This is a genomic window from Collinsella aerofaciens (genome assembly GCF_040926185.1).
GTDB lineage: Bacteria > Actinomycetota > Coriobacteriia > Coriobacteriales > Coriobacteriaceae > Collinsella > Collinsella aerofaciens_BC.
Map to the genome: position 1 here is coordinate 99,342 of NZ_JBCOIQ010000005.1, position 18,028 is coordinate 117,369.

Here is an 18,028-nt window from a genome sequence, read left to right on the forward strand (position 1 = left end):
ATCTATGCAGCCGGGCCCTTACGCCAGCACACCGAAGAACGCGCCGATGATGCCCACGACCATGGTGGCCACGATCAGCACCATGGGGTTGATCTTCTTGGACAGCAGCCAGTAGTACAGCCAGAAGGCGATCATGCCGAGCATGCCGGGCATGATGCCGTCCAGGATGTCCTGGAGGGTCTGGGCGTCCTCGCCCGAGCCGATGGCCACCGGGATGCTGGCCCAGAACATGTCCTTGCACATGGCGCCCACGACCATGACGCCCACGATGCCCACGCAGGTCATGATCTTCTGCATGAGGCCGGTCCTCTGGGCCTCGTCCAGGAAGCCCACGCCCAGCTCGTAGCCCTTGACGGCGCCCCAGACGCGCAGCGCGAAGCCGGGGACGTTGTAGATGAGCAGGAAGGCGATGGGGCCGAAGGGGTTGCCGGCCTGGCACAGGCTGATGCCCACCGCGGCGGCGACCACGCGCAGCGTCGACAGGAAGATGGAGTCGCCGATGCCGGACAGCGGGCCCATGAGGGCGGCCTTGACGTCGTTGACGCTCTCGGGCTCGATCTCGCCGCGGGCGACCTTCTCCTCCATGGCCATCGCGATGCCGCCGACGAACGGGGCGAACTGGACGGTGATGTTGAAGAACGCGCAGTGGCGGTGCAGGGCCTCGGCGTAGTCGTCGGGGCGACCGGCGTAGATCTTCTTGAGCATGTTGGCGACCATCAGGCAGAAGGCGATGTTCATCTGCTTGTAGTAGGTCCAGGAGAACTCCATGCCCAGGGCGCCGACGTTGACGGCGCTCTTGACGAGGTCGGAGCGCGTGATCTTGTTCTCGGGACTAGAAGTCATCGTCCTCATCCCCTTCCGCGGAGAGCTGGGGCTGGGCTCCGCCCAGGCCGAGCAGGTCGAACTTGTCGATGCCGATGATGATGGCGATCAGGGCGACGCCCAGGACGGGCACGTTGGCGTAGGAGCACAGCAGGAAGCCCAGGAAGTAGAAGGGCACGAGCTGCTTGGTGAGCACCAGGCGGCCGAGCATGGCGAAGCCCATGGCAGGCAGGATGTTGGCGGCAACGCCGCAACCGTCGATCACAAAGGTCGGGATGAAGTCGAGCAGGCCCTGGATGGCATCGGAGCCCAGGTAGAATGCGCCGCCGCACAGCAGGAAGTACTCAAGGCAGCCAAAGAGGCCCATGCTCCAATGTGCCGCGTAGATACCCTTGAGGTTGCCCTTGGCAGCGCACTTGTCAGCAATGTCAACAATGATCGAGAATCCAGCATCCGTAATGTTGCCGATCGTCAGCGAAAGGACGGCGATAGGCATGGCGAGCGCGATGGCCGTCTCGGTACCCTGACCGAGCTGAATGGCAAACGCGCAGGCGAGCACGCCGCCGACGGTTTCGTTAGGCGGTACGTAGGCGCCGATGGAGATCGAGCCCATGAACAGCAACTCCAGGCTGGCGCCAACGGCAAGGCCGGTCTGCAGGTCCCCCAGCACCAGGCCCACGAGCGGGCACAGGACGATGGGGCGGAACGCGTAGAGGGTGCCGAGCTGGTAGTCGAGACATCCAAACGCTCCGACTAAGCCGACGAGGATTGCTTGGACAAGCATAATTCCTCCCAATAAGGAATCTCGAACCGTCGTCACTCCCGTCGCGCGCGTTGTTGATATCAATTCCGGGAGTTCGATTCCACGGCTCGAAGCGTACCTGGTGTGCTGCTAACACCCATGCCAGGCACAAATGATTTGATACCAATTATAGGTATGCAGGTCCTCACTATTTAATACCACTCGCTCAGCGGGGTGTTTTTTACCGTAAACGGCAGACGTATCCCATCAGGCGCGCTCTTTGTTTCGATGGCGGACAAGCGCCACCAGAAAGCCATCGCCAAAGGCATCGTATGCCAAGTTGCCTACAATCACCAAAACGATAATCGCCGCGCCCAAAAACTCGTTCCAGCGAAAGACCTCGCCAAAGAGGAGCGCCGACCAGCAGGGAGCGAGCACGACCTCGCTCATGCAAACCAAGTTGGCCGCAAACGCGTTAGTGCGCGCAATCCCCTTGGCATATAGCACGCTCGCAAGGCCACTGCAAAAAAGGCCATGCACCAGCATGAGCCCCCACTCAAATGGTCTCACGGAGTCTAGGGCGCCAGCAAAATAGACGATCGGCAGCATCGAGATACCGCAGGAGATGAGCGAGGACACCATGGGCGACGCATCGGGGCGAGAGTTCAAAAAGAAACACAGCCCAAAGGTGGCGCCCGAAATGACGGCAAGCAGGTTGCCGAGCATGCCCTCGGCACTCAAATCGCCTAAAAAGAAAAGTCCCATACCCGTAAAAGCAACCACCACGGAGGCAATCTTCGCAGGCGAGGGCAATGTGCGAGCTGCGAGCGATTGATACACGATAACGAAAATCATCGAGGTGTACTGCAGGACGATCGCGTTGCCGACCGTCGTGAGCTGGTTGGCAAAGTTAAACGTGGTGCCCGTCACGAAGTTGCAGACGGCCACAAGGACAATAAGACGGCTGACGCGAAGGACGGGCCTGCCGACGAGCAGGATAAAGAGCGCCATAAATATTGCCGTGACGGCACCGATCAAAAGAGCTGACTGCGAATTGGCGCGAACGAGGATGCCGATAAAACTCCACAAGAGCGCCGTGCCAAATAGATACATCGCCCCGCTCACGCCATTATCGGGTGGATTGTCAGATCGAATCACGAAGCACCTCCAACTAGCTTTCGGTAATAAAAAACGGCGACCGCAATGGTTCGCCGTTTCCCTTGGGGGCAGATAATAGGCCGGGCCCTTACGCCAGCACGCCGAAGAACGCGCCGATGATGCCCACGACCATGGTGGCCACGATCAGCACCATGGGGTTGATCTTCTTGGACAGCAGCCAGTAGTACAGCCAGAAGGCGATCATGCCGAGCATGCCGGGCATGATGCCGTCCAGGATGTCCTGGAGGGTCTGGGCGTCCTCGCCCGAGCCGATGGCCACCGGGATGCTGGCCCAGAACATGTCCTTGCACATGGCGCCCACGACCATGACGCCCACGATGCCCACGCAGGTCATGATCTTCTGCATGAGGCCGGTCCTCTGGGCCTCGTCCAGGAAGCCCACGCCCAGCTCGTAGCCCTTGACGGCGCCCCAGACGCGCAGCGCGAAGCCGGGGACGTTGTAGATGAGCAGGAAGGCGATGGGGCCGAAGGGGTTGCCGGCCTGGCACAGGCTGATGCCCACCGCGGCGGCGACCACGCGCAGCGTCGACAGGAAGATGGAGTCGCCGATGCCGGACAGCGGGCCCATGAGGGCGGCCTTGACGTCGTTGACGCTCTCGGGCTCGATCTCGCCGCGGGCGACCTTCTCCTCCATGGCCATCGCGATGCCGCCGACGAACGGGGCGAACTGGACGGTGATGTTGAAGAACGCGCAGTGGCGGTGCAGGGCCTCGGCGTAGTCGTCGGGGCGACCGGCGTAGATCTTCTTGAGCATGTTGGCGACCATCAGGCAGAAGGCGATGTTCATCTGCTTGTAGTAGGTCCAGGAGAACTCCATGCCCAGGGCGCCGACGTTGACGGCGCTCTTGACGAGGTCGGAGCGCGTGATCTTGTTCTCGGGACTAGAAGTCATCGTCCTCATCCCCTTCCGCGGAGAGCTGGGGCTGGGCTCCGCCCAGGCCGAGCAGGTCGAACTTGTCGATGCCGATGATGATGGCGATCAGGGCGACGCCCAGGACGGGCACGTTGGCGTAGGAGCACAGCAGGAAGCCCAGGAAGTAGAAGGGCACGAGCTGCTTGGTGAGCACCAGGCGGCCGAGCATGGCGAAGCCCATGGCAGGCAGGATGTTGGCGGCAACGCCAAAGCCAGCAAGGACAAAGGGCGGGATGAAGTCGAGCATGCCCTGGATGGCGTCAGCACCCAGATAGAACGACAGCGAGCACAGCAGGAACGCCATGATGATACCGGTCAAACCGATCAGGAAGTGCATCGCATAGACACCCTTAAGGTTGCCCTGGCCGGAGAAGACATCAGCGCGGTCAACCAGGATCGGCAGGGCGGCGTTGAGGATGTTCTTGATGGCAAGGCACAGCGTGGCGATGGGCATGGCAAGCGCGATGGCTGCCTCGGTGCTCTGGCCCAGCTGGATAGCGAAGGCGCAGGCGAGCACGCCGCCGATCGTCTCATCAGGCGGCACGTAGGCGCCGATGGAGATCGAGCCCATGAACAGCAGCTCCAGGCTGGCGCCGATCGCGAGGCCGGACTGCAGGTCCCCCAGCACCAGGCCCACGAGCGGGCACAGGACGATGGGGCGGAACGCATAGAGCGTACCGAGCTGGCAGTCGAACTTACCAAATGCGGCGATAAGTCCGATGAGGATTGCTTGGGTAAGCATATATCCCCCTTTCCTAATAGGACACTACGAAGAGCTCAGACTCTTCGAAATTGAACGCCTAGAGCACGCTGGCGCAGTCAACCTTGGGGTCACCGGCCAGGGGTCGAATCTCGACCTCAACGCCACGATCCAGCATCTCGCGCACATCGACTTCCTCGGCCGCGGTCAGGAAGATCTGACGAGAGACCTGACGAGCATCGGGACGCTTCTCGTCCTTGGGCTTGGTGTTGCCCAGGTTGACCGACTTGATCTGCGGGCAGCCCTCAACAAGCTGCTTTGCCTCAGCAATAGTGGCGACACAGATGATCATCTTGTACTTGTCGGTCACGCCCGAGTTGATAGCTTCGATTGCATGCTCCATATCTTTGATGACGAGCTTGCAGCCGGCAGGCCTGCCCATCTTGAGCGTCGTCTTCCACACCGGGTCGTTAGCGACCTTATCGCCCACGCAGAAGATGCAGTTGGAGCCAAGGCCCTGAACCCAGGAAACTGCGACCTGGCCATGAAGCAGGCGATGGTCAACGCGAAGTAGCTGAATCATAATGTGACCCCCCAAAGGTCTTGTGCCGTCTTACGGCGTGTCAGTAGGTGCTGCGGATTAGAACTCTTCTTCCTCGTCGTCATCGACCAAAAGATCGTTGACAAACTTCACGCGCGTATCGTCCGCAGCGACGATGGCGCGAATCGTCTCCTCAACCGGCGCCGACTCGTCAGAGAACAGCAACTGGATGAGGAGAGGAAGGTTCATGTTGGTAACGAGGTACGTGCGGGGACGCGTCTGGACGATCTTGGTAAACTCGTTGTTGACGCTGCCGCCAAAGAGGTCGGTGCAGACAACGACATCATCGTCAGCAGACATGCCTGCCAGCAGTTTTTGGGCCTCCTCGGCCACGTCCATGCGGCCATCGACGAACATCGAAAGATCGTGGACGTTGTCGCGAGCGCCCGAGAGCAGCTCGACGCTCTCCTTGATGCCGGTAGCGAAGTGCGCATGGCTGGCGATGATGTACTGTCTCATTCTGTGTTCCTCTCAATAGCCCGGCACGTTCCCGCACCCGTTTTCTTTAGTAGTCGAACTGGTGATAGTAGCGACGATACTTGAGGTTGTGCTTGGTGACCGTCTCGTAGTAGCGAGCCAGGCGGTCGGTAACGAGCACCGTCAGAATCCACGGAGACACGATGACGCGGAACTCGTCGTCAAGGCCGGGGATCGCGAACTCGGCGGTGTCGATGATGTTGATGTCGGTGTCGCCGGTCACGCCGCGGGTCAGGAAGGCGCGGACGCGCTCGTCGAGCTTGCGGTTCTCGTCCTCGCCCATGAACAGGAAGACCGGGACGCCGGGCTCCACGAGCTCGAGGGTGCCGTGGAAGAAGTCGGCCGAGGTGATGTAGCGGGTGCGCTTCCACTGCATCTCCTCCAGGATGCACATCGAGAACAGGATGGTCTCGCCCCACAGGGCGCCGGAGCCGATGAACATGGTGTAGGGGGCCAGGGCGTACTTCTTGGCGAGCTCCTCGGCGCGCGGCTCGAAGCGCTTGCGGATATCGAGCATGTCCTTCCAGATGTCCTTGGTCTGCTCGATAAACAGATCGAACTTGGGGAAGCAGCCGCGGCGGTTGAGCAGGCGCAGGCCGAAGCAGTCGGCGAGGTAGTAGCCCTTCTCGCAGCCGCCCGAACCATGGTCAGAAGCCATGGCGACGCAGTTCTCGGCGCCGACAGCCTGGCCGATGGGGCCCTCGGGCTTGGTCATGGCGTAGACGCGAATGCCCTTTTCCTTCATCTTCTTGACGGCCTCGAGGACCTCGGGGGTGGTGCCGGACTCGGAGGCGGTGAGCACGACGGACTTCTCGGTCATGCGCTTGTGGCCCATGACGTTCCACTCGGCGGCGTGGATCAGGTAGACCTCGAGGTCGCGGTCGCCGAACTTGTTCATGAGGTACTCGAGCTGCATGAGCTCGTCCCAGGTGCCGCCGACGCCCATCAGGAACACGGCGTCGTAGCCCTCGTCGGCGACCTTGTCGGCGAGCGCGGTCATCTTCTTGCCGGTCTCGTAGAGCGCCTTGCCGTCCTCGAGATAGCCCTCCTGGTCGAAATGCATGATCTCGATCTTCTCGGTTTCCTTCATTTGTCTCTCCTTTCTGGGGTTGTTTCCACATCCCCCATGCCAACGGGCATCAAAACCCGCTTACATTCCGTAACACTCAGCCGCTTTGGCCTTAAGCGCATTGACTGACTCTTCGTAGCCCTCTGCCTTGACCTCCATTTGCTTGGAGACGGCATCGAGATACGGGTGCACGTTCCATGACTTCAGACGCTCGGCGATCATGGCCGCAATCGTCTGGAAGAACACAAGATTGGGAATTGCGCTGAGCAGCGGAGCCACCTGAGGCACCGCAACCTCGTGAGCCCTACCCTTGGGATGGGCCGTGAGCAGCACCGTTTTTGCCGTAACGTTCGATAGCGCATCGGCGATATTCGCAAGACGCTCCGACCCCTGCGGATCGTCGACGATAAACACCAGATAGCCCGGAACGATCTGCATTTCGGGACCGTGGACGAACTCCTCGCCTTCGTGATGCATGGCAGGAATCTTGATGGTCTCGCTCAGCTTGAGCGCTGCCTCCTCGGCAACACCATAGTTGGGGCCGTTGCCGACGACCATGGCGGGCATGTGCTCAGAAAGCTCGAGCATGTGATCTTGGACATATGCCTCGGCGGTCTTGCACATCACGGCATTAGCCTGGATAGCCTCGCGCAGGTCATCAAGACGCTGAGCAACGCCCTTGGCGTCAATCGTTCCGCGCGCCTGACCGCCGTAAATACCAAAGAGCACCAGGTACTCAACGAGAACCTCGACGCCCAGAGTCACAAAGTCCACCGACTCGACGCCCACACCGTAGTCAAGAACGATGTCAGCGTGTTCCTTGATGGGTGCCTCGACGTTTGCCGTGAGCGCAACTGCAGCCATATCGTGTGCGCGCATGTAATCGAGCGCCGCAATCGTATTGGTTGAATAGCCGCTCTGCGAGACGGCAATGTTAAGCGCATGCTGTGGATAGGTGTGTTCAAAATCGACGAAGGCCTCGGGCGTCACAACGGACACCTGCATCTGCAGCGCATCTTGCAGGTAATCGCGGGCGCAATCCGCAGCATGGCGCGACGAACCCGAAGCAACGATGCGCAGCGCGTCAAAAGAACCGGACTGGAAAATATCAACGAGCTGCGCTACCAGCTCAGACGAACGCTCGAGGTTCTCTCCCATACGCACATGGGCAAGCTGAACGTAATCGAGCATCTTCATCGTCTCACCTCGTAACAAATCATTAGTATTTGATATCAATCACAGTTACAGGTTACAGCTTTTTGATACCTCTTTGTCGATTAATTTATCCCCTTCGGCGAACGGTCGATTTTGAGCCATGTAAGGTTGTATATACAGCTGACCCAACGATCAAAACTGGTTAGTTTCCCAGCCGTTATTCACAAAATACCAGCTAGTACGTATAGGTGTAGCCGCCCGTATCGCCACGATTGAAGGACTTTACATACTCGATAGCCTGACCGCTCGCGTCATAGCTCACGCATTCCAAAAGCAAAACAAGATCGCCCTGTTCCAGTCCAAGGAGGCCGGCATCTCGTGCGCCCAGTGCCTCGATATCGAGCTTTTCCTGTGCCATGACTGGCTTTCGGCCCAGCATCTCATAGGTCTCGTACAAACTGAAGACCGACACGTCAATATCTTCGATGGTTGGGAACAGCAGGCAGGGAATCAGCGCCGTCTCAATCGATACGGGGCTACCGTTTATGCAGTTCAGGCGTCGAACGGAATAGAGCAGGTCGTCCTCGGCGATGCCAAACAGGTCGGCGTAATATGGCCCCGCATAACGCTTGGAACGCGCGAGAATACGGACGGACGGCTCGCCGCCCGAAGCACGGACCGATTCACGGAAACCGACCGTGCGTTCAAAAAAAGCAGGTACTTTCTGCGCCACAAAGGCACCTTTTCCCCGAACACGGCGAATCTGCCCGCGTCGAACCAGCTCATCGACAGCGCTTCGGATGGTCAAGCGTGTCGTACCAAATTCCTCGGCGAGGTCTTTTTCGGACGGAATCATGGAACCCGTGGGATATGCACCGCGCTCGATACGTTCCTCGATGCAGCGTCGAATGCGCATATAAACCGGGGTGGCATCTACTGTTTCAGCCATTGTTCACCTGCCACGCTCCTCATGCCGTTCTCTTCGCCGTTATCGGCAAAGCGGAACTTTGTGGGCAAAATCACCGATTTGCAATGCTCCACAAAACGCATGTCCTTATCAAATTCGATCGAGCTCTCATAGAACACCGGCGTTCCCTCTTCTTGCTGGAGCAGCTCGGCCTCTTCGACGTTCAAACGCGAGATGGAGATATGCTCACGTCCATGCTCAACGCGCACGCCACCTTCTTTGAGCAAGACATCGTAAAGGCTCTCACACTCAAAATCGTGCTCGGGAAGCGATGGGCACAGGGACAGGTTAACGTGAGCGGTCTCGATTGACGCCGGCTCGCCCTCAATAAGTCGAACGCGCTGCATGCGGAGCAAGGGAGCGCCTACAGCCACCCCAAGCTTGTCGGCAAGCGCCTCATCCGCCTCGATGGTCCCGGTGGAAACCAGACGAGAAGAGGGGTGCAGGCCGGCAGTCCGCACAGCATCGGAAAAGTTATACGTTTCCTGGAAGATGTTCAGCGGCTTGGGAGGACACACATACGTGCCCGATCCGCGACGGCTCTCGAGCGTTCCACACGAGATAAGCCGCGTGATACCGGCACGCAACGCCGTACGCGAAACGCCAATCTCTTCGCACAGCACGCGCTCGGCCGGCAGGCGATCGCCGCCGGCAAGCTGATGGTGCTGGATATACCAAAGAATTCCCTCAACAGCATGATCTTTGGGGGGAATTGCATAAGATTCGCCTGCCATTGCACAGACTCCTCATTCAAAAATGAATGTCACCAGAATTAGGCCAGCCCTCCCATGGCATCAAACTCGGCCTTGATTTTCTCGGCGACATTCCGATACGACTTATATAGGTTTGAATCGCGTTTGACTTCGTCGGTCATAACGGGAATCTCTAATTTGGAAACCTCGTCTTTTCCCGTCTGAACCGCCACGACAACGCCCATACCAAGACACATATTACGCTTGGCAGCGTTTATTTTTGCCGCCTTCGCGGGATTTGCCAGAATACGCTGGGCAAATTCCTGTTTTGAAGGCGTCTCGTCAGCCTCCGGATCGCCAGCCTCGGCCACCTCGCACTGCAGAACATCCGCATAGTCAAAGATCTTCGGCTGCGCACCGCGCTGATGCACGGCCCACTTGCGACGCGTAGCATCCTGGTAGATGGCCGGCAAAAACGTAAACCGCGGCGGGTCCAAAATAGTATCCGTGATGGTAAACACATCGGGATCAAAGGCGTCCTGCGGGTTTTTCTTCTTGAACAGCCCCATATCAGCCTCCCGTACTAGCATTAAATAACTCAAGCCGAATATAGCACCAATTTCAAGCCGGCGCTTTACCGTATCGGTGCGTGGCGTCTATAGCTCGCTCAGCGGGGTGATACGGGCGAGGGCCGGGGTGGTTGGTATAGGTTTTGGAAGTGGGCTTCGCGAACTTCCAAAACCTATACCAACCACCCCGGCCCCGGCGATTTAACCTTGGCTGACCAAAGGTAGATGCGCTGTCTCTAAGGCAGCAACAGCAAAGTCCCCATTACATTAAATAATTATCAGACCCGCAGATCGAAACGGTCGAGAGGGCCCTGTCAGGCGGGGTGACTTTGTCCGGGGAAGTTCGCGAAGCCCACTTCCCCGGACAAAGTCACCCCGCCTGACAGGGCCCCAGCGCGAGACCGTCCCGGATGCTACACACACAGCATCGTTACTAATGGGATTGTCAAAATGGAGCAGATGATCGACAGGAAGGTGCACTGCATCATGGGGCGTGCGTCCTTTCCGTATTGAAGGCAGTACAGTGTGCCGTTGCTGCCAACCGGCATTGCCATCTCGAGTACGAGCGTCGTGATAAACATGGGCGTCATGCCCGGCCACACGCGGGCCACGGCAAGGCACGCCACCGGGACGATAACCAGGCGAAACGCCACGGCGACATAGGCACGCCAGTTGGTGAGCATGTCGAGCGGACGATACTTGGCGATGGACGACCCCATGAGCAGCAGCGCCGCCGGCGTGGTCATGGTACCCACGATGGAAATCGAATCGCCCACGACGCCCCAATCGGTCCATCCGGTCAAAACGACAATGAGCACGACAACACTCGCAATAAGGCCAGGGTTTTTGCAACAAGCGGCAAGATTTCGCAGCTGCTTCTTAAGGCCACCTTGTACGCCACTAAAGAGCATGACGCCGACGGTGAACATAAATATGTTAAGGGGAATGAGCGCAATCGAAGCGTAGAGCAGCGCCTGTTTGCCAAGCACCGCCTGAATGACCGGAAATCCGATAAAGCCGGCATTACCAAAGAGTACGGCAAAACGATACGAGCACTCGGTTCCCTTAGGCACACGAAGGGCAGCGGTAACGACAAACGCGATTACGATCGCCACCACATACATGGCAATAGACAGACCCATGAGCGAAAACGTATCGGCAACGCTCGGTAGCTTCACATCATCGCCCAATGCCGAAGAAAGCACCAAGCACGGCAACGCCACCTGAAGCAGCAAACGCGAAAGCTCGCGCTCAAACTCTGCCTTCATAAACCCCAGCTTGGAGATACACCACCCCAACAGGATCGGCAAAGAAACCGTCACCATCTGCAACGCCACGCTCGTAAAGCTCATCTACTCCCCCTCTTAGCTATTCCACGAGGGCCGGGGTGCCTGCTTTGTTTTGAGAAGTGGGCTCCGCGAACTTCTCAAAACAAAGCAGGCACCCCGGCCCCGGCAATGCAATCCTAGCTGACCAAAGAAAGATGCGCAGCCTCCAGGGCAGCATCAGCAAAGTCACCGTTGCATTAAAAATTTTCAGCCCCGCAGATCGAAACGGTCGAGAGGGCCTTGCCCGGGAGGGTGACTTTGTCCGGGGAAGTTCGCGAAGCCCACTTCCCCGGACAAAGTCACCCTCCCGGGCAAGGCCCCAGCGCGAGGCCGTCCCGGATGCTACTCGTTGTCGCCAGCAGTTAACTGCGTTGCGGAGAGTGCGCCGTCGGCTGCGGTTGCGGCAGCGGCGTCGGGCCAGACCCAGTCGGTGAAGGCCGGGTGATCGTAGCCCTCGTCGCAGGCGAACTCGAAGGCCTCGGTGCGGAAAGCCTCCCACTCGTTGATTTGCTCGGCAAACTTGTCGGCATCGACCATGCGCAGCACGTCGGCAGCCAGGGCCCAGCGGTCCATGTTGTTCAGGCGCAGCATGTCGAACGGCGTGGTCGTGGAGCCCTTCTCCTCATAGCCGTGGACGCGGAAGGCGTCGTGGCCGGGGCGGTTCCAGATCAGGCGGCGAATCGTGCCGGCATAGGCGTGGAAGGCAAAGAGAACGGGCTTCTCGCCGCAGCCGAACAGCTCGGCCCAGCGCTCGTCGCTGATGGCCTGGTCGTTCTCGCAGACGTTCTGGATCTTGAGTAGGTCGACCACGTTGACGAACCACACCTTGATGCCCAGCTCGCGCAGCATGTCTGTCGCGGCCAAGGCCTCGAGCGTCGGCACGTCGCCGCAGGTGGCGACCACGACATCGGCCTCGGCGAGCGAGTCGGCGGTCGATGCCCACTCCCAGGTCGCGACGCCCTCGGCGAGCTCCGCCTTGGCCTCATCGACCGTCTGGAAAGTCGGGGCGGGCTGCTTGCCGCAGAAGATGGCGTTGACGCAGTCGGTGGACTGGTAAACGCGCTCGGCCACGGCAAGGGCCATGTTGGCGTCAGCCGGATAGTAGGCATTCACGATATGCGTATCGTTGGCCTTGTTGAGCAGCAGGTCGATAAAGCCCGGGTCCTGGTGCGAGAAGCCGTTGTGGTCCTGACGCCAGACGTGGCTCGACAGCAAAATGTTGAGGCCGCTGATGGGGGCACGCCACGGAATCTCGCGCTTGGTAGCCTCGAGCCACTTGCAGTGCTGGTTGACCATGGAGTCGACCACGTGGACAAAGCTCTCGTAGGAGCTCCACACGCCGGAGCGACCAGTGAGCACGTAGGCCTCGAGGAAGCCCTCGCACTGGTGCTCGGACAGCTGCTCAACGACCTTGCCGGAGCCGGCCAGCAGCTCGTCGTTGGCCTCGTCCTCGTAGAAGCCGGCATCCCACTGCTTTTTGGTCACCTTGTAGGCAGCCTGCAGGCGGTTGGACGCGGTCTCGTCGGGACCGAAGATGCGGAAGTCGTCCATGTTCTTGGCCAGAACATCGGCGGTGTACTCGCCAAAGACGCGGGCGGCCTCGGTGGAGCCCCAGCCGTGACCCTTACTTGCGACGGGAACCTCGTGGGCGTGAATATCGGGGAGCTCGAGCTCGCGGCGCACCTTGCCGCCGTTTGCGTTGGGGTTGGCGCCGATGCGTAGCTCGCCGGTCGGCATAAAGGCCGTTACCTCGGGGCGCACCTGGCCCTCGGGTGTAAAGAGTTCCTCGGGCTTGTAGGAGCGCAGCCACTCGCGCAGCACGCGGAAGTGCTCGTGGGTGTCCTTGGCACTCGCCAGCGGCACCTGATGTGCGCGCCAGGAGTCCTCGGTCTTCTTGCCATCGATGTGCTTGGGGCAGGTCCAGCCCTTGGGCGTACGGAACACGATCATGGGGTAGGCCGGGCGAACCACGGTCTCGCCTGAGGCGGCCTGGGCCTGCGCGGTGGCCTTGATGTCACAGATCTCGTCAAAGACCTGCTCAAACAGGGCAGCGAAACGCGCATGAATGCTTGCGTGGCTCTCGTCGTCAAAGCCGGCGACAAAGAAGTGCGGCTTATAGCCCATGCCCTCAAAGAACTTGGTGAGCTCTTCGTCGGACACGCGGGCGAGGATGGTGGGGTTGGCGATCTTGTAGCCGTTGAGGTGCAGGATCGGCAGGACGATGCCGTCGGTTGCCGGGTTCACGAGCTTGTTGGATTGCCAAGAGGTCGCGAGCGGGCCGGTCTCGGACTCGCCGTCGCCCACCACGGCCACGGCCAACAGGCTCGGGTTGTCCATGACGGCACCGTAAGCGTGGCTGAGCGTGTAGCCGAGCTCGCCGCCCTCGTGGATGGAACCGGGCGTCTCGGGCGCAAAGTGGCTCGGGATGCCGCCGGGATAAGAGAACTGGCGGAAGAACTTCTGCAGGCCGGCCTCGTCATTGGTGATGTCGGGGCGAATCTCGCGGTAGGTGCCGTCGAGCAGCGACTGAGCAGTACCGGCGGGGCCGCCGTGACCAGGGCCCATCAAGAAGATAGCATTCTGGTTGTGGTCGGTGATCAGACGATTGACGTGACCGAACAGGAAGTTGATGCCGGGCGTGGTACCCCAGTGGCCAACCAGGCGGTGCTTAACGTCCGGACGACCAAAGTCGCGCACCTCACCGGTTTTCTCATCAACAAAGTCGGGGCGCATTAGCGGGTTAGAGCGAAGGTAGATCTGACCGACGGACAGATAGTTCGATGCGCGCCAATACAGGTCGACGCCCTCGAGCTCGGAAGCCGGCACCTCGTGGCCCAGCTTTTGCCACGGCGTCCCCAGTGTTTTAGCCATTGTTTATGTCCCTTCGCTGTGTGGTCACCCTCCGATACGGCAACCTTTCGTTGGGACTAGTATATTTGCTAAAACGTTTTATCACTGTGAAAAAACGTTTTATCATCGCTATCTATCCTGCAGCTCGGCAAAACTGGACACTCACCTGCGGCATTATCTGTCACAGGTGCTCCACATTCGATCTATACGAATTGGTAAACGTGTTTAGTTATGTTTAGTAAGATTGAGCACGCTGCCCTTAACGATAAGCTCCGGCTCCAGAACGACCTCTTCGGCACGCCTACCGCCCCTACCGGCAAGACGCTTGGACATGCAGCCAAAAGCATGCTCCGCGAGGATACCAGGATCCTGCTCAATCGCGGTCAGCGCCGGCTCAAAGAGAACGTCGGCGGCCGAGTTGTCGTAACTCACCACCGAAATGTCGCCCGGAATGCTCTTCCCCATCTCGTGTAAGCGCTTGAGCAGACCAAGGGCAATGTTGTCCGAGCTTGCAAATACGGCGGTGGCGTCGGTCGCGAGCACCGCCTCCGAGGCCTCGTAGGCACTCGGAATGTAGTACTCGCTCTCAAACTCCAAACGCGCGTCGATAGGCAAGCCAACCTCGCGCAGTGCGCGCTCATAGCCGGCAAGTCGCTTACGCCCCGTATTGGAACGGCGCGCGTTAACCAAGCAGGCAATGCGACGGTGGCCCTGCTCGATCAGATAGCGAGTGGCCATGTAGCCACCCATCTCGTGGTCGAACATCACCTTGTCGCACTCGAGCCCCTCAATGGCACGGTCGACCATTACGGCCGGGATGGGCAGGTGGCTGACTTCTTCGCGCAGGGCGCGGTCGTCGGAGAACTCGTCGCCCACGACCAGGAAGACGCCATCGACGCCGCGCGTCACCAGCTGGCGCAGCAGCTCCAGATCGTCATCGGCGCTTCCACCCGAGCTGGTAATGAAGAGCGCATAGCCATCCTCGCGGCAGCGCTTTTCCAGGCTACCGGCGAGCGAGGCAAAAAAGCGGCTCTCGATGTTAGGGACGATAAGGCCCAGCGTGCGCGACTCGCGCATGACCAAACTACGCGCAATCTGGTTAGGAACATAGTGGTTGCGCGCCGCGACCTCCTTGATGAGTTTGCGGTTTTCTTCCGAGATGCGACAGGGCCGATTATTGAGCACAAGCGAGACCGACGAGGGGGAAAGCCCCACCTCCTGGGCGATCTGCTTGAGGGTGACTTTGTTGGCCATCTCGCTCCTTCCGGGTTTACGCGCAATCTCTTGAAAGTATAGCGACTACCCCTCTACCTCGGTGATAAACACTTTACCAATCCGGTAGACGGCTGTTTTATCGCCGTCAGCGCACCAAATCCGTCCGGGTGGGGTATATTGCAATCGATTGATGACGACGACCACCAAAAGGCGGATATTCATATGCACGAGAACGACTTTTTTAACGAGGACCTGCTGTGCGCGCTCGCTGGCGTTGCCGGCGAGGACAACGTGTTGATGAGCGAGCCCATGCGCGAGCACACCACGTTTAAGATCGGCGGCCCGGCCGACGTCTTTGTCACGCCCGATACCGAGCAGGGCCTCGTCGCCACGCTCGATACCTGCTATCGCTGCGACCTGCCGCTTACCATCGTGGGCAACGGCTCCGACCTGCTTGTCGGCGACAAGGGCATCCGCGGCGTCGTCGTGGCGCTGGGCGAAGGCCTCTCCGACATTACGGTCGACGGCACGCACGTCACGGCGGCAGCCGGCGCCTTGCTTTCCGATGTCGCCGCGGCGGCAGCCGAGGCCGGCCTCACCGGCATGGAGCCCATCTCGGGCATCCCCGGATCGGTCGGCGGCGCCTGCTACATGAACGCCGGTGCCTACGGTGCCTGCATGGCCGATGTGCTGGAGTCCGTGCGCGTCTACAAACCCGCTCGCCAGCTCGACGACGGCACCCGCGGCAGCGGCAATATCATTGAGTTCGATGTCGATGAGCTCAACCTGGGCTATCGCAAGAGCCGCATTGCCGACGACGGCTTCATCGTGCTTTCGGCCACCTTCAATCTCGCTCCGGGCAACGCCGCGATGATCAAGGCCGACATGGACGACTACCGCCAGCGCCGCGAGGACAAGCAGCCGCTCGACATGCCGAGTGCCGGCTCCACTTTCAAGCGCCCCGAGGGCTACTTTGCCGGCAAGCTCATCATGGACGCCGGCCTGCGAGGACACGCCGTTGGCGGCGCGCAGGTGAGCGAGAAGCACTGCGGCTTCATCGTCAACGCCGACCACGCCACCGCCGCCGACGTCGACGAACTCATCCGCCACATCCAGACAACCGTCAAAGACCAATTCAACGTAGACCTAGAACCCGAAGTCCACCGAGTCGGCGAATTCCTCTAAAAAAAGAAGGCCCCGAAAGGGGCCTTCACCATATTTATTCAGATAACCCAGTCCGGTGTGTCGCGCTCAGGACCCGAGAGGGCCGGGACAGCCCGAGAGGCATAAGGTTGATCGCGAGTTCCGCACGAGCCGGAGAGCACTTAATGTGCTCTCCGTGCGAGCAGGACTGCCCGAGCAGGCAACCTTATGCCTCTCGGGCTGTCCCGGACCAAGCCGCAGTTACGACAGCGCAATACCGCCAAGCCAGCCCCAACGCACGCCAGAGCCAGTGCCATAGAAGCTAATAAACGAATCAAGCGACTTAGACGTAATGGCACCCTCGTTGCTCATAACGATGCCGCCGCCAACGTAGATACCCACATGACCGTAGATAAGGCCCGGAGCACCCGTGCCGCTATGCGATGAGTCGGCCACGATCATGCCCACCTGCAGCGCCGAGCGGTCGGAGCTATAGCACCATGCGTTAAACATATCGCACGCGTTACCGCCAAAGTAGCCAACGCCGGCGTTACGGAAGACATTGGTAACCCACGCCGCGCACCAGTTCTGACCCGGCGAAGGCGTGGAGTAGCACGCGTTGACGACGGCCTGCTGTTTGCCCGAGCCGGCATTCTGTTGCGGGGTTCCGGGCGCATACGATCCGCCACCCGAGCTTGAACCACCCGAGTAGGAATTGTTCTTGTTCGCGGCAGCCGCGGCAGCGGCAGCCTTCCTAGCAGCCTCCTCGGCCTGGGCGGCAGCGAGGATCTCGGAATCGCGCTGAGCCATGAGCTCCTTGACGTCGTCGGAAAGACCGTTCAGCACAGTCTGGACTTCTTGCTGCTTGGCCTGCATATCCTGCATCTGAGCAGTCTGCTGGTCCTTGAGCTTCTCTAAGTCGGCCTTCTGCGACTCGAGCTCGGTCTTTTGCGCATCGAGCTCTTCCTGGATAGTCTGAATGTCCTCGATGGCGTCGCGGTCGCTCTTGTTGATCTTCTCAACATAGTGCGCATTGGCGACGAGTTCCTCAAACGAGCCAGAGGCCAGCAGCAGCGACAGAATGTTCGTGCCGCCGGACTTGTAGCTGGCGGCCACGCGATCGGAAAGGTCGTTGCGCTTCTTCTTGAGCTCGGCCTTCTTTTCATCGATCTGGGCCTGCGTGTCGTCAATCTTGCCCTGGACATTCTCGATGTCGTTGAGGGTCTGGGCATTCTTGTTGGCCAGCGCCGCATACTCATTTGCGATGCTGTCGAGCTGGGCCTGAACCTCGTCGAGCTGGGCCTGGGCGGCATTCAATTTATCGGTGGTTTCTTTGGAAGCCTCCGCCGCATGGGCGCGAGTGGGCAGGCCAAAAAGAACTGCCGCAGAAGCGGCGCCGAACAGGGCCTTAAGGGCAGTGCGGCGCGAGAGCTCCTGGGAAAGGATGGAATCGCTGTTTGGTGACATATGTACTCCGTTACATGCTTATTTATATGTCGCTCAACTCATACATATTAGCGTACATATGGCGCGTCCCAACGATTTCCACGAACGGCAGGAAACTACAAGGTCGGCGGCTCGTAAGCAATTGTCAAATTTGAGGTAA

At 59.6% G+C, this 18,028-nt stretch carries 17 protein-coding genes; 1 reads left to right on the forward strand and 16 read right to left on the reverse strand.

The annotated features are described in order from the left end of the window. Window positions 1–18 precede the first annotated feature (18 nt). The 15 genes from AB5750_RS03875 to AB5750_RS03945 form a co-directional block, all read right to left on the reverse strand. Window positions 19–852 carry a PTS system mannose/fructose/sorbose family transporter subunit IID gene (locus AB5750_RS03875; protein ID WP_195622533.1) on the reverse strand — a complete coding sequence of 278 codons (834 nt, stop codon included), beginning with the start codon at window positions 850–852 and terminating at the stop codon, window positions 19–21. Next, the gene (locus AB5750_RS03880) at window positions 833–1,606 is read right to left on the reverse strand and encodes a PTS mannose/fructose/sorbose/N-acetylgalactosamine transporter subunit IIC (protein ID WP_195622532.1); all 774 of its coding nucleotides are present in this window, start codon (window positions 1,604–1,606) and stop codon (window positions 833–835) included. Before AB5750_RS03880 ends, AB5750_RS03875 begins: the two co-directional genes overlap by 20 nt. A 225-nt stretch (window positions 1,607–1,831) precedes the next feature. Beyond that, on the reverse strand, window positions 1,832–2,722 hold the full coding sequence (locus tag AB5750_RS03885; RefSeq protein ID WP_232219764.1) for a DMT family transporter: 891 nt from the start codon (window positions 2,720–2,722) through the stop codon (window positions 1,832–1,834). Window positions 2,723–2,810: 88 nt separating this feature from the next. Beyond that, a complete protein-coding gene (locus AB5750_RS03890; protein ID WP_195622533.1) occupies window positions 2,811–3,644 on the reverse strand; it encodes a PTS system mannose/fructose/sorbose family transporter subunit IID in 834 nt (277 codons plus the stop codon). Continuing rightward, the gene (locus AB5750_RS03895; protein ID WP_195445972.1) at window positions 3,625–4,398 is read right to left on the reverse strand and encodes a PTS mannose/fructose/sorbose/N-acetylgalactosamine transporter subunit IIC; all 774 of its coding nucleotides are present in this window, start codon (window positions 4,396–4,398) and stop codon (window positions 3,625–3,627) included. Before AB5750_RS03895 ends, AB5750_RS03890 begins: the two co-directional genes overlap by 20 nt. Window positions 4,399–4,456: 58 nt before the next feature. Then, window positions 4,457–4,939: a PTS sugar transporter subunit IIB gene (locus tag AB5750_RS03900; protein WP_368145929.1), complete on the reverse strand. Its 483-nt coding sequence runs from the start codon at window positions 4,937–4,939 to the stop codon at window positions 4,457–4,459. 57 nt (window positions 4,940–4,996) lie between these two features. Then, window positions 4,997–5,416 (reverse strand): PTS sugar transporter subunit IIA, encoded by a 420-nt coding sequence (locus tag AB5750_RS03905; protein ID WP_035137739.1) that lies wholly within the window; start codon window positions 5,414–5,416, stop codon window positions 4,997–4,999. Window positions 5,417–5,462: 46 nt separating this feature from the next. Then, window positions 5,463–6,524 carry an SIS domain-containing protein gene (locus AB5750_RS03910; RefSeq protein WP_138113433.1) on the reverse strand — a complete coding sequence of 354 codons (1,062 nt, stop codon included), beginning with the start codon at window positions 6,522–6,524 and terminating at the stop codon, window positions 5,463–5,465. Between the two features lie 60 nt (window positions 6,525–6,584). After that, window positions 6,585–7,700 (reverse strand): SIS domain-containing protein, encoded by a 1,116-nt coding sequence (locus AB5750_RS03915; protein WP_117655976.1) that lies wholly within the window; start codon window positions 7,698–7,700, stop codon window positions 6,585–6,587. A gap of 193 nt (window positions 7,701–7,893) precedes the next feature. After that, window positions 7,894–8,607 carry a GntR family transcriptional regulator gene (locus AB5750_RS03920; protein ID WP_035137743.1) on the reverse strand — a complete coding sequence of 238 codons (714 nt, stop codon included), beginning with the start codon at window positions 8,605–8,607 and terminating at the stop codon, window positions 7,894–7,896. Next, window positions 8,592–9,359, reverse strand: a complete 768-nt coding sequence (locus AB5750_RS03925) for a GntR family transcriptional regulator (RefSeq protein WP_035137744.1) — start codon at window positions 9,357–9,359, stop codon at window positions 8,592–8,594. Before AB5750_RS03925 ends, AB5750_RS03920 begins: the two co-directional genes overlap by 16 nt. Window positions 9,360–9,397: 38 nt before the next feature. Beyond that, complete coding sequence (locus AB5750_RS03930) at window positions 9,398–9,886, reverse strand: hypothetical protein (protein WP_161160766.1); 489 nt, start codon at window positions 9,884–9,886, stop codon at window positions 9,398–9,400. A gap of 413 nt (window positions 9,887–10,299) precedes the next feature. Further along, on the reverse strand, window positions 10,300–11,238 hold the full coding sequence (locus AB5750_RS03935; protein WP_368145928.1) for an AEC family transporter: 939 nt from the start codon (window positions 11,236–11,238) through the stop codon (window positions 10,300–10,302). Between the two features lie 318 nt (window positions 11,239–11,556). Next, window positions 11,557–14,085, reverse strand: coding sequence for a phosphoketolase family protein (locus tag AB5750_RS03940; protein ID WP_368145927.1), 2,529 nt, complete (start codon window positions 14,083–14,085; stop codon window positions 11,557–11,559). 204 nt (window positions 14,086–14,289) lie between these two features. Continuing rightward, the gene (locus AB5750_RS03945) at window positions 14,290–15,318 is read right to left on the reverse strand and encodes a LacI family DNA-binding transcriptional regulator (protein ID WP_368145926.1); all 1,029 of its coding nucleotides are present in this window, start codon (window positions 15,316–15,318) and stop codon (window positions 14,290–14,292) included. A gap of 183 nt (window positions 15,319–15,501) precedes the next feature. On the opposite strand from AB5750_RS03945, the gene murB reads away from it, so the two are divergent. Then, window positions 15,502–16,464, forward strand: coding sequence for a UDP-N-acetylmuramate dehydrogenase (gene murB, locus AB5750_RS03950; RefSeq protein ID WP_368145932.1), 963 nt, complete (start codon window positions 15,502–15,504; stop codon window positions 16,462–16,464). A 219-nt stretch (window positions 16,465–16,683) separates the two neighbouring features. Here the strand turns inward: murB and AB5750_RS03955 are convergent, their stop codons facing one another. Then, on the reverse strand, window positions 16,684–17,889 hold the full coding sequence (locus AB5750_RS03955; RefSeq protein WP_349129805.1) for a coiled-coil domain-containing protein: 1,206 nt from the start codon (window positions 17,887–17,889) through the stop codon (window positions 16,684–16,686). Between the last annotated feature and the right edge of the window lie 139 nt (window positions 17,890–18,028).

Coding starts and splice junctions, on each gene's coding strand:
- AB5750_RS03875 (WP_195622533.1), bottom strand. CDS start 852: ATGAGGACGATGACTTCTAGTCCCGAGAACAAGATCACGCGCTCCGAC.
- AB5750_RS03880 (WP_195622532.1), bottom strand. CDS start 1,606: ATGCTTGTCCAAGCAATCCTCGTCGGCTTAGTCGGAGCGTTTGGATGT.
- AB5750_RS03890 (WP_195622533.1), bottom strand. CDS start 3,644: ATGAGGACGATGACTTCTAGTCCCGAGAACAAGATCACGCGCTCCGAC.
- AB5750_RS03895 (WP_195445972.1), bottom strand. CDS start 4,398: ATGCTTACCCAAGCAATCCTCATCGGACTTATCGCCGCATTTGGTAAG.
- AB5750_RS03900 (WP_368145929.1), bottom strand. CDS start 4,939: ATGATTCAGCTACTTCGCGTTGACCATCGCCTGCTTCATGGCCAGGTC.
- AB5750_RS03905 (WP_035137739.1), bottom strand. CDS start 5,416: ATGAGACAGTACATCATCGCCAGCCATGCGCACTTCGCTACCGGCATC.
- AB5750_RS03910 (WP_138113433.1), bottom strand. CDS start 6,524: ATGAAGGAAACCGAGAAGATCGAGATCATGCATTTCGACCAGGAGGGC.
- AB5750_RS03915 (WP_117655976.1), bottom strand. CDS start 7,700: ATGAAGATGCTCGATTACGTTCAGCTTGCCCATGTGCGTATGGGAGAG.
- AB5750_RS03920 (WP_035137743.1), bottom strand. CDS start 8,607: ATGGCTGAAACAGTAGATGCCACCCCGGTTTATATGCGCATTCGACGC.
- AB5750_RS03925 (WP_035137744.1), bottom strand. CDS start 9,359: ATGGCAGGCGAATCTTATGCAATTCCCCCCAAAGATCATGCTGTTGAG.
- AB5750_RS03930 (WP_161160766.1), bottom strand. CDS start 9,886: ATGGGGCTGTTCAAGAAGAAAAACCCGCAGGACGCCTTTGATCCCGAT.
- AB5750_RS03935 (WP_368145928.1), bottom strand. CDS start 11,238: ATGAGCTTTACGAGCGTGGCGTTGCAGATGGTGACGGTTTCTTTGCCG.
- AB5750_RS03940 (WP_368145927.1), bottom strand. CDS start 14,085: ATGGCTAAAACACTGGGGACGCCGTGGCAAAAGCTGGGCCACGAGGTG.
- AB5750_RS03945 (WP_368145926.1), bottom strand. CDS start 15,318: ATGGCCAACAAAGTCACCCTCAAGCAGATCGCCCAGGAGGTGGGGCTT.
- murB (WP_368145932.1), top strand. CDS start 15,502: ATGCACGAGAACGACTTTTTTAACGAGGACCTGCTGTGCGCGCTCGCT.
- AB5750_RS03955 (WP_349129805.1), bottom strand. CDS start 17,889: ATGTCACCAAACAGCGATTCCATCCTTTCCCAGGAGCTCTCGCGCCGC.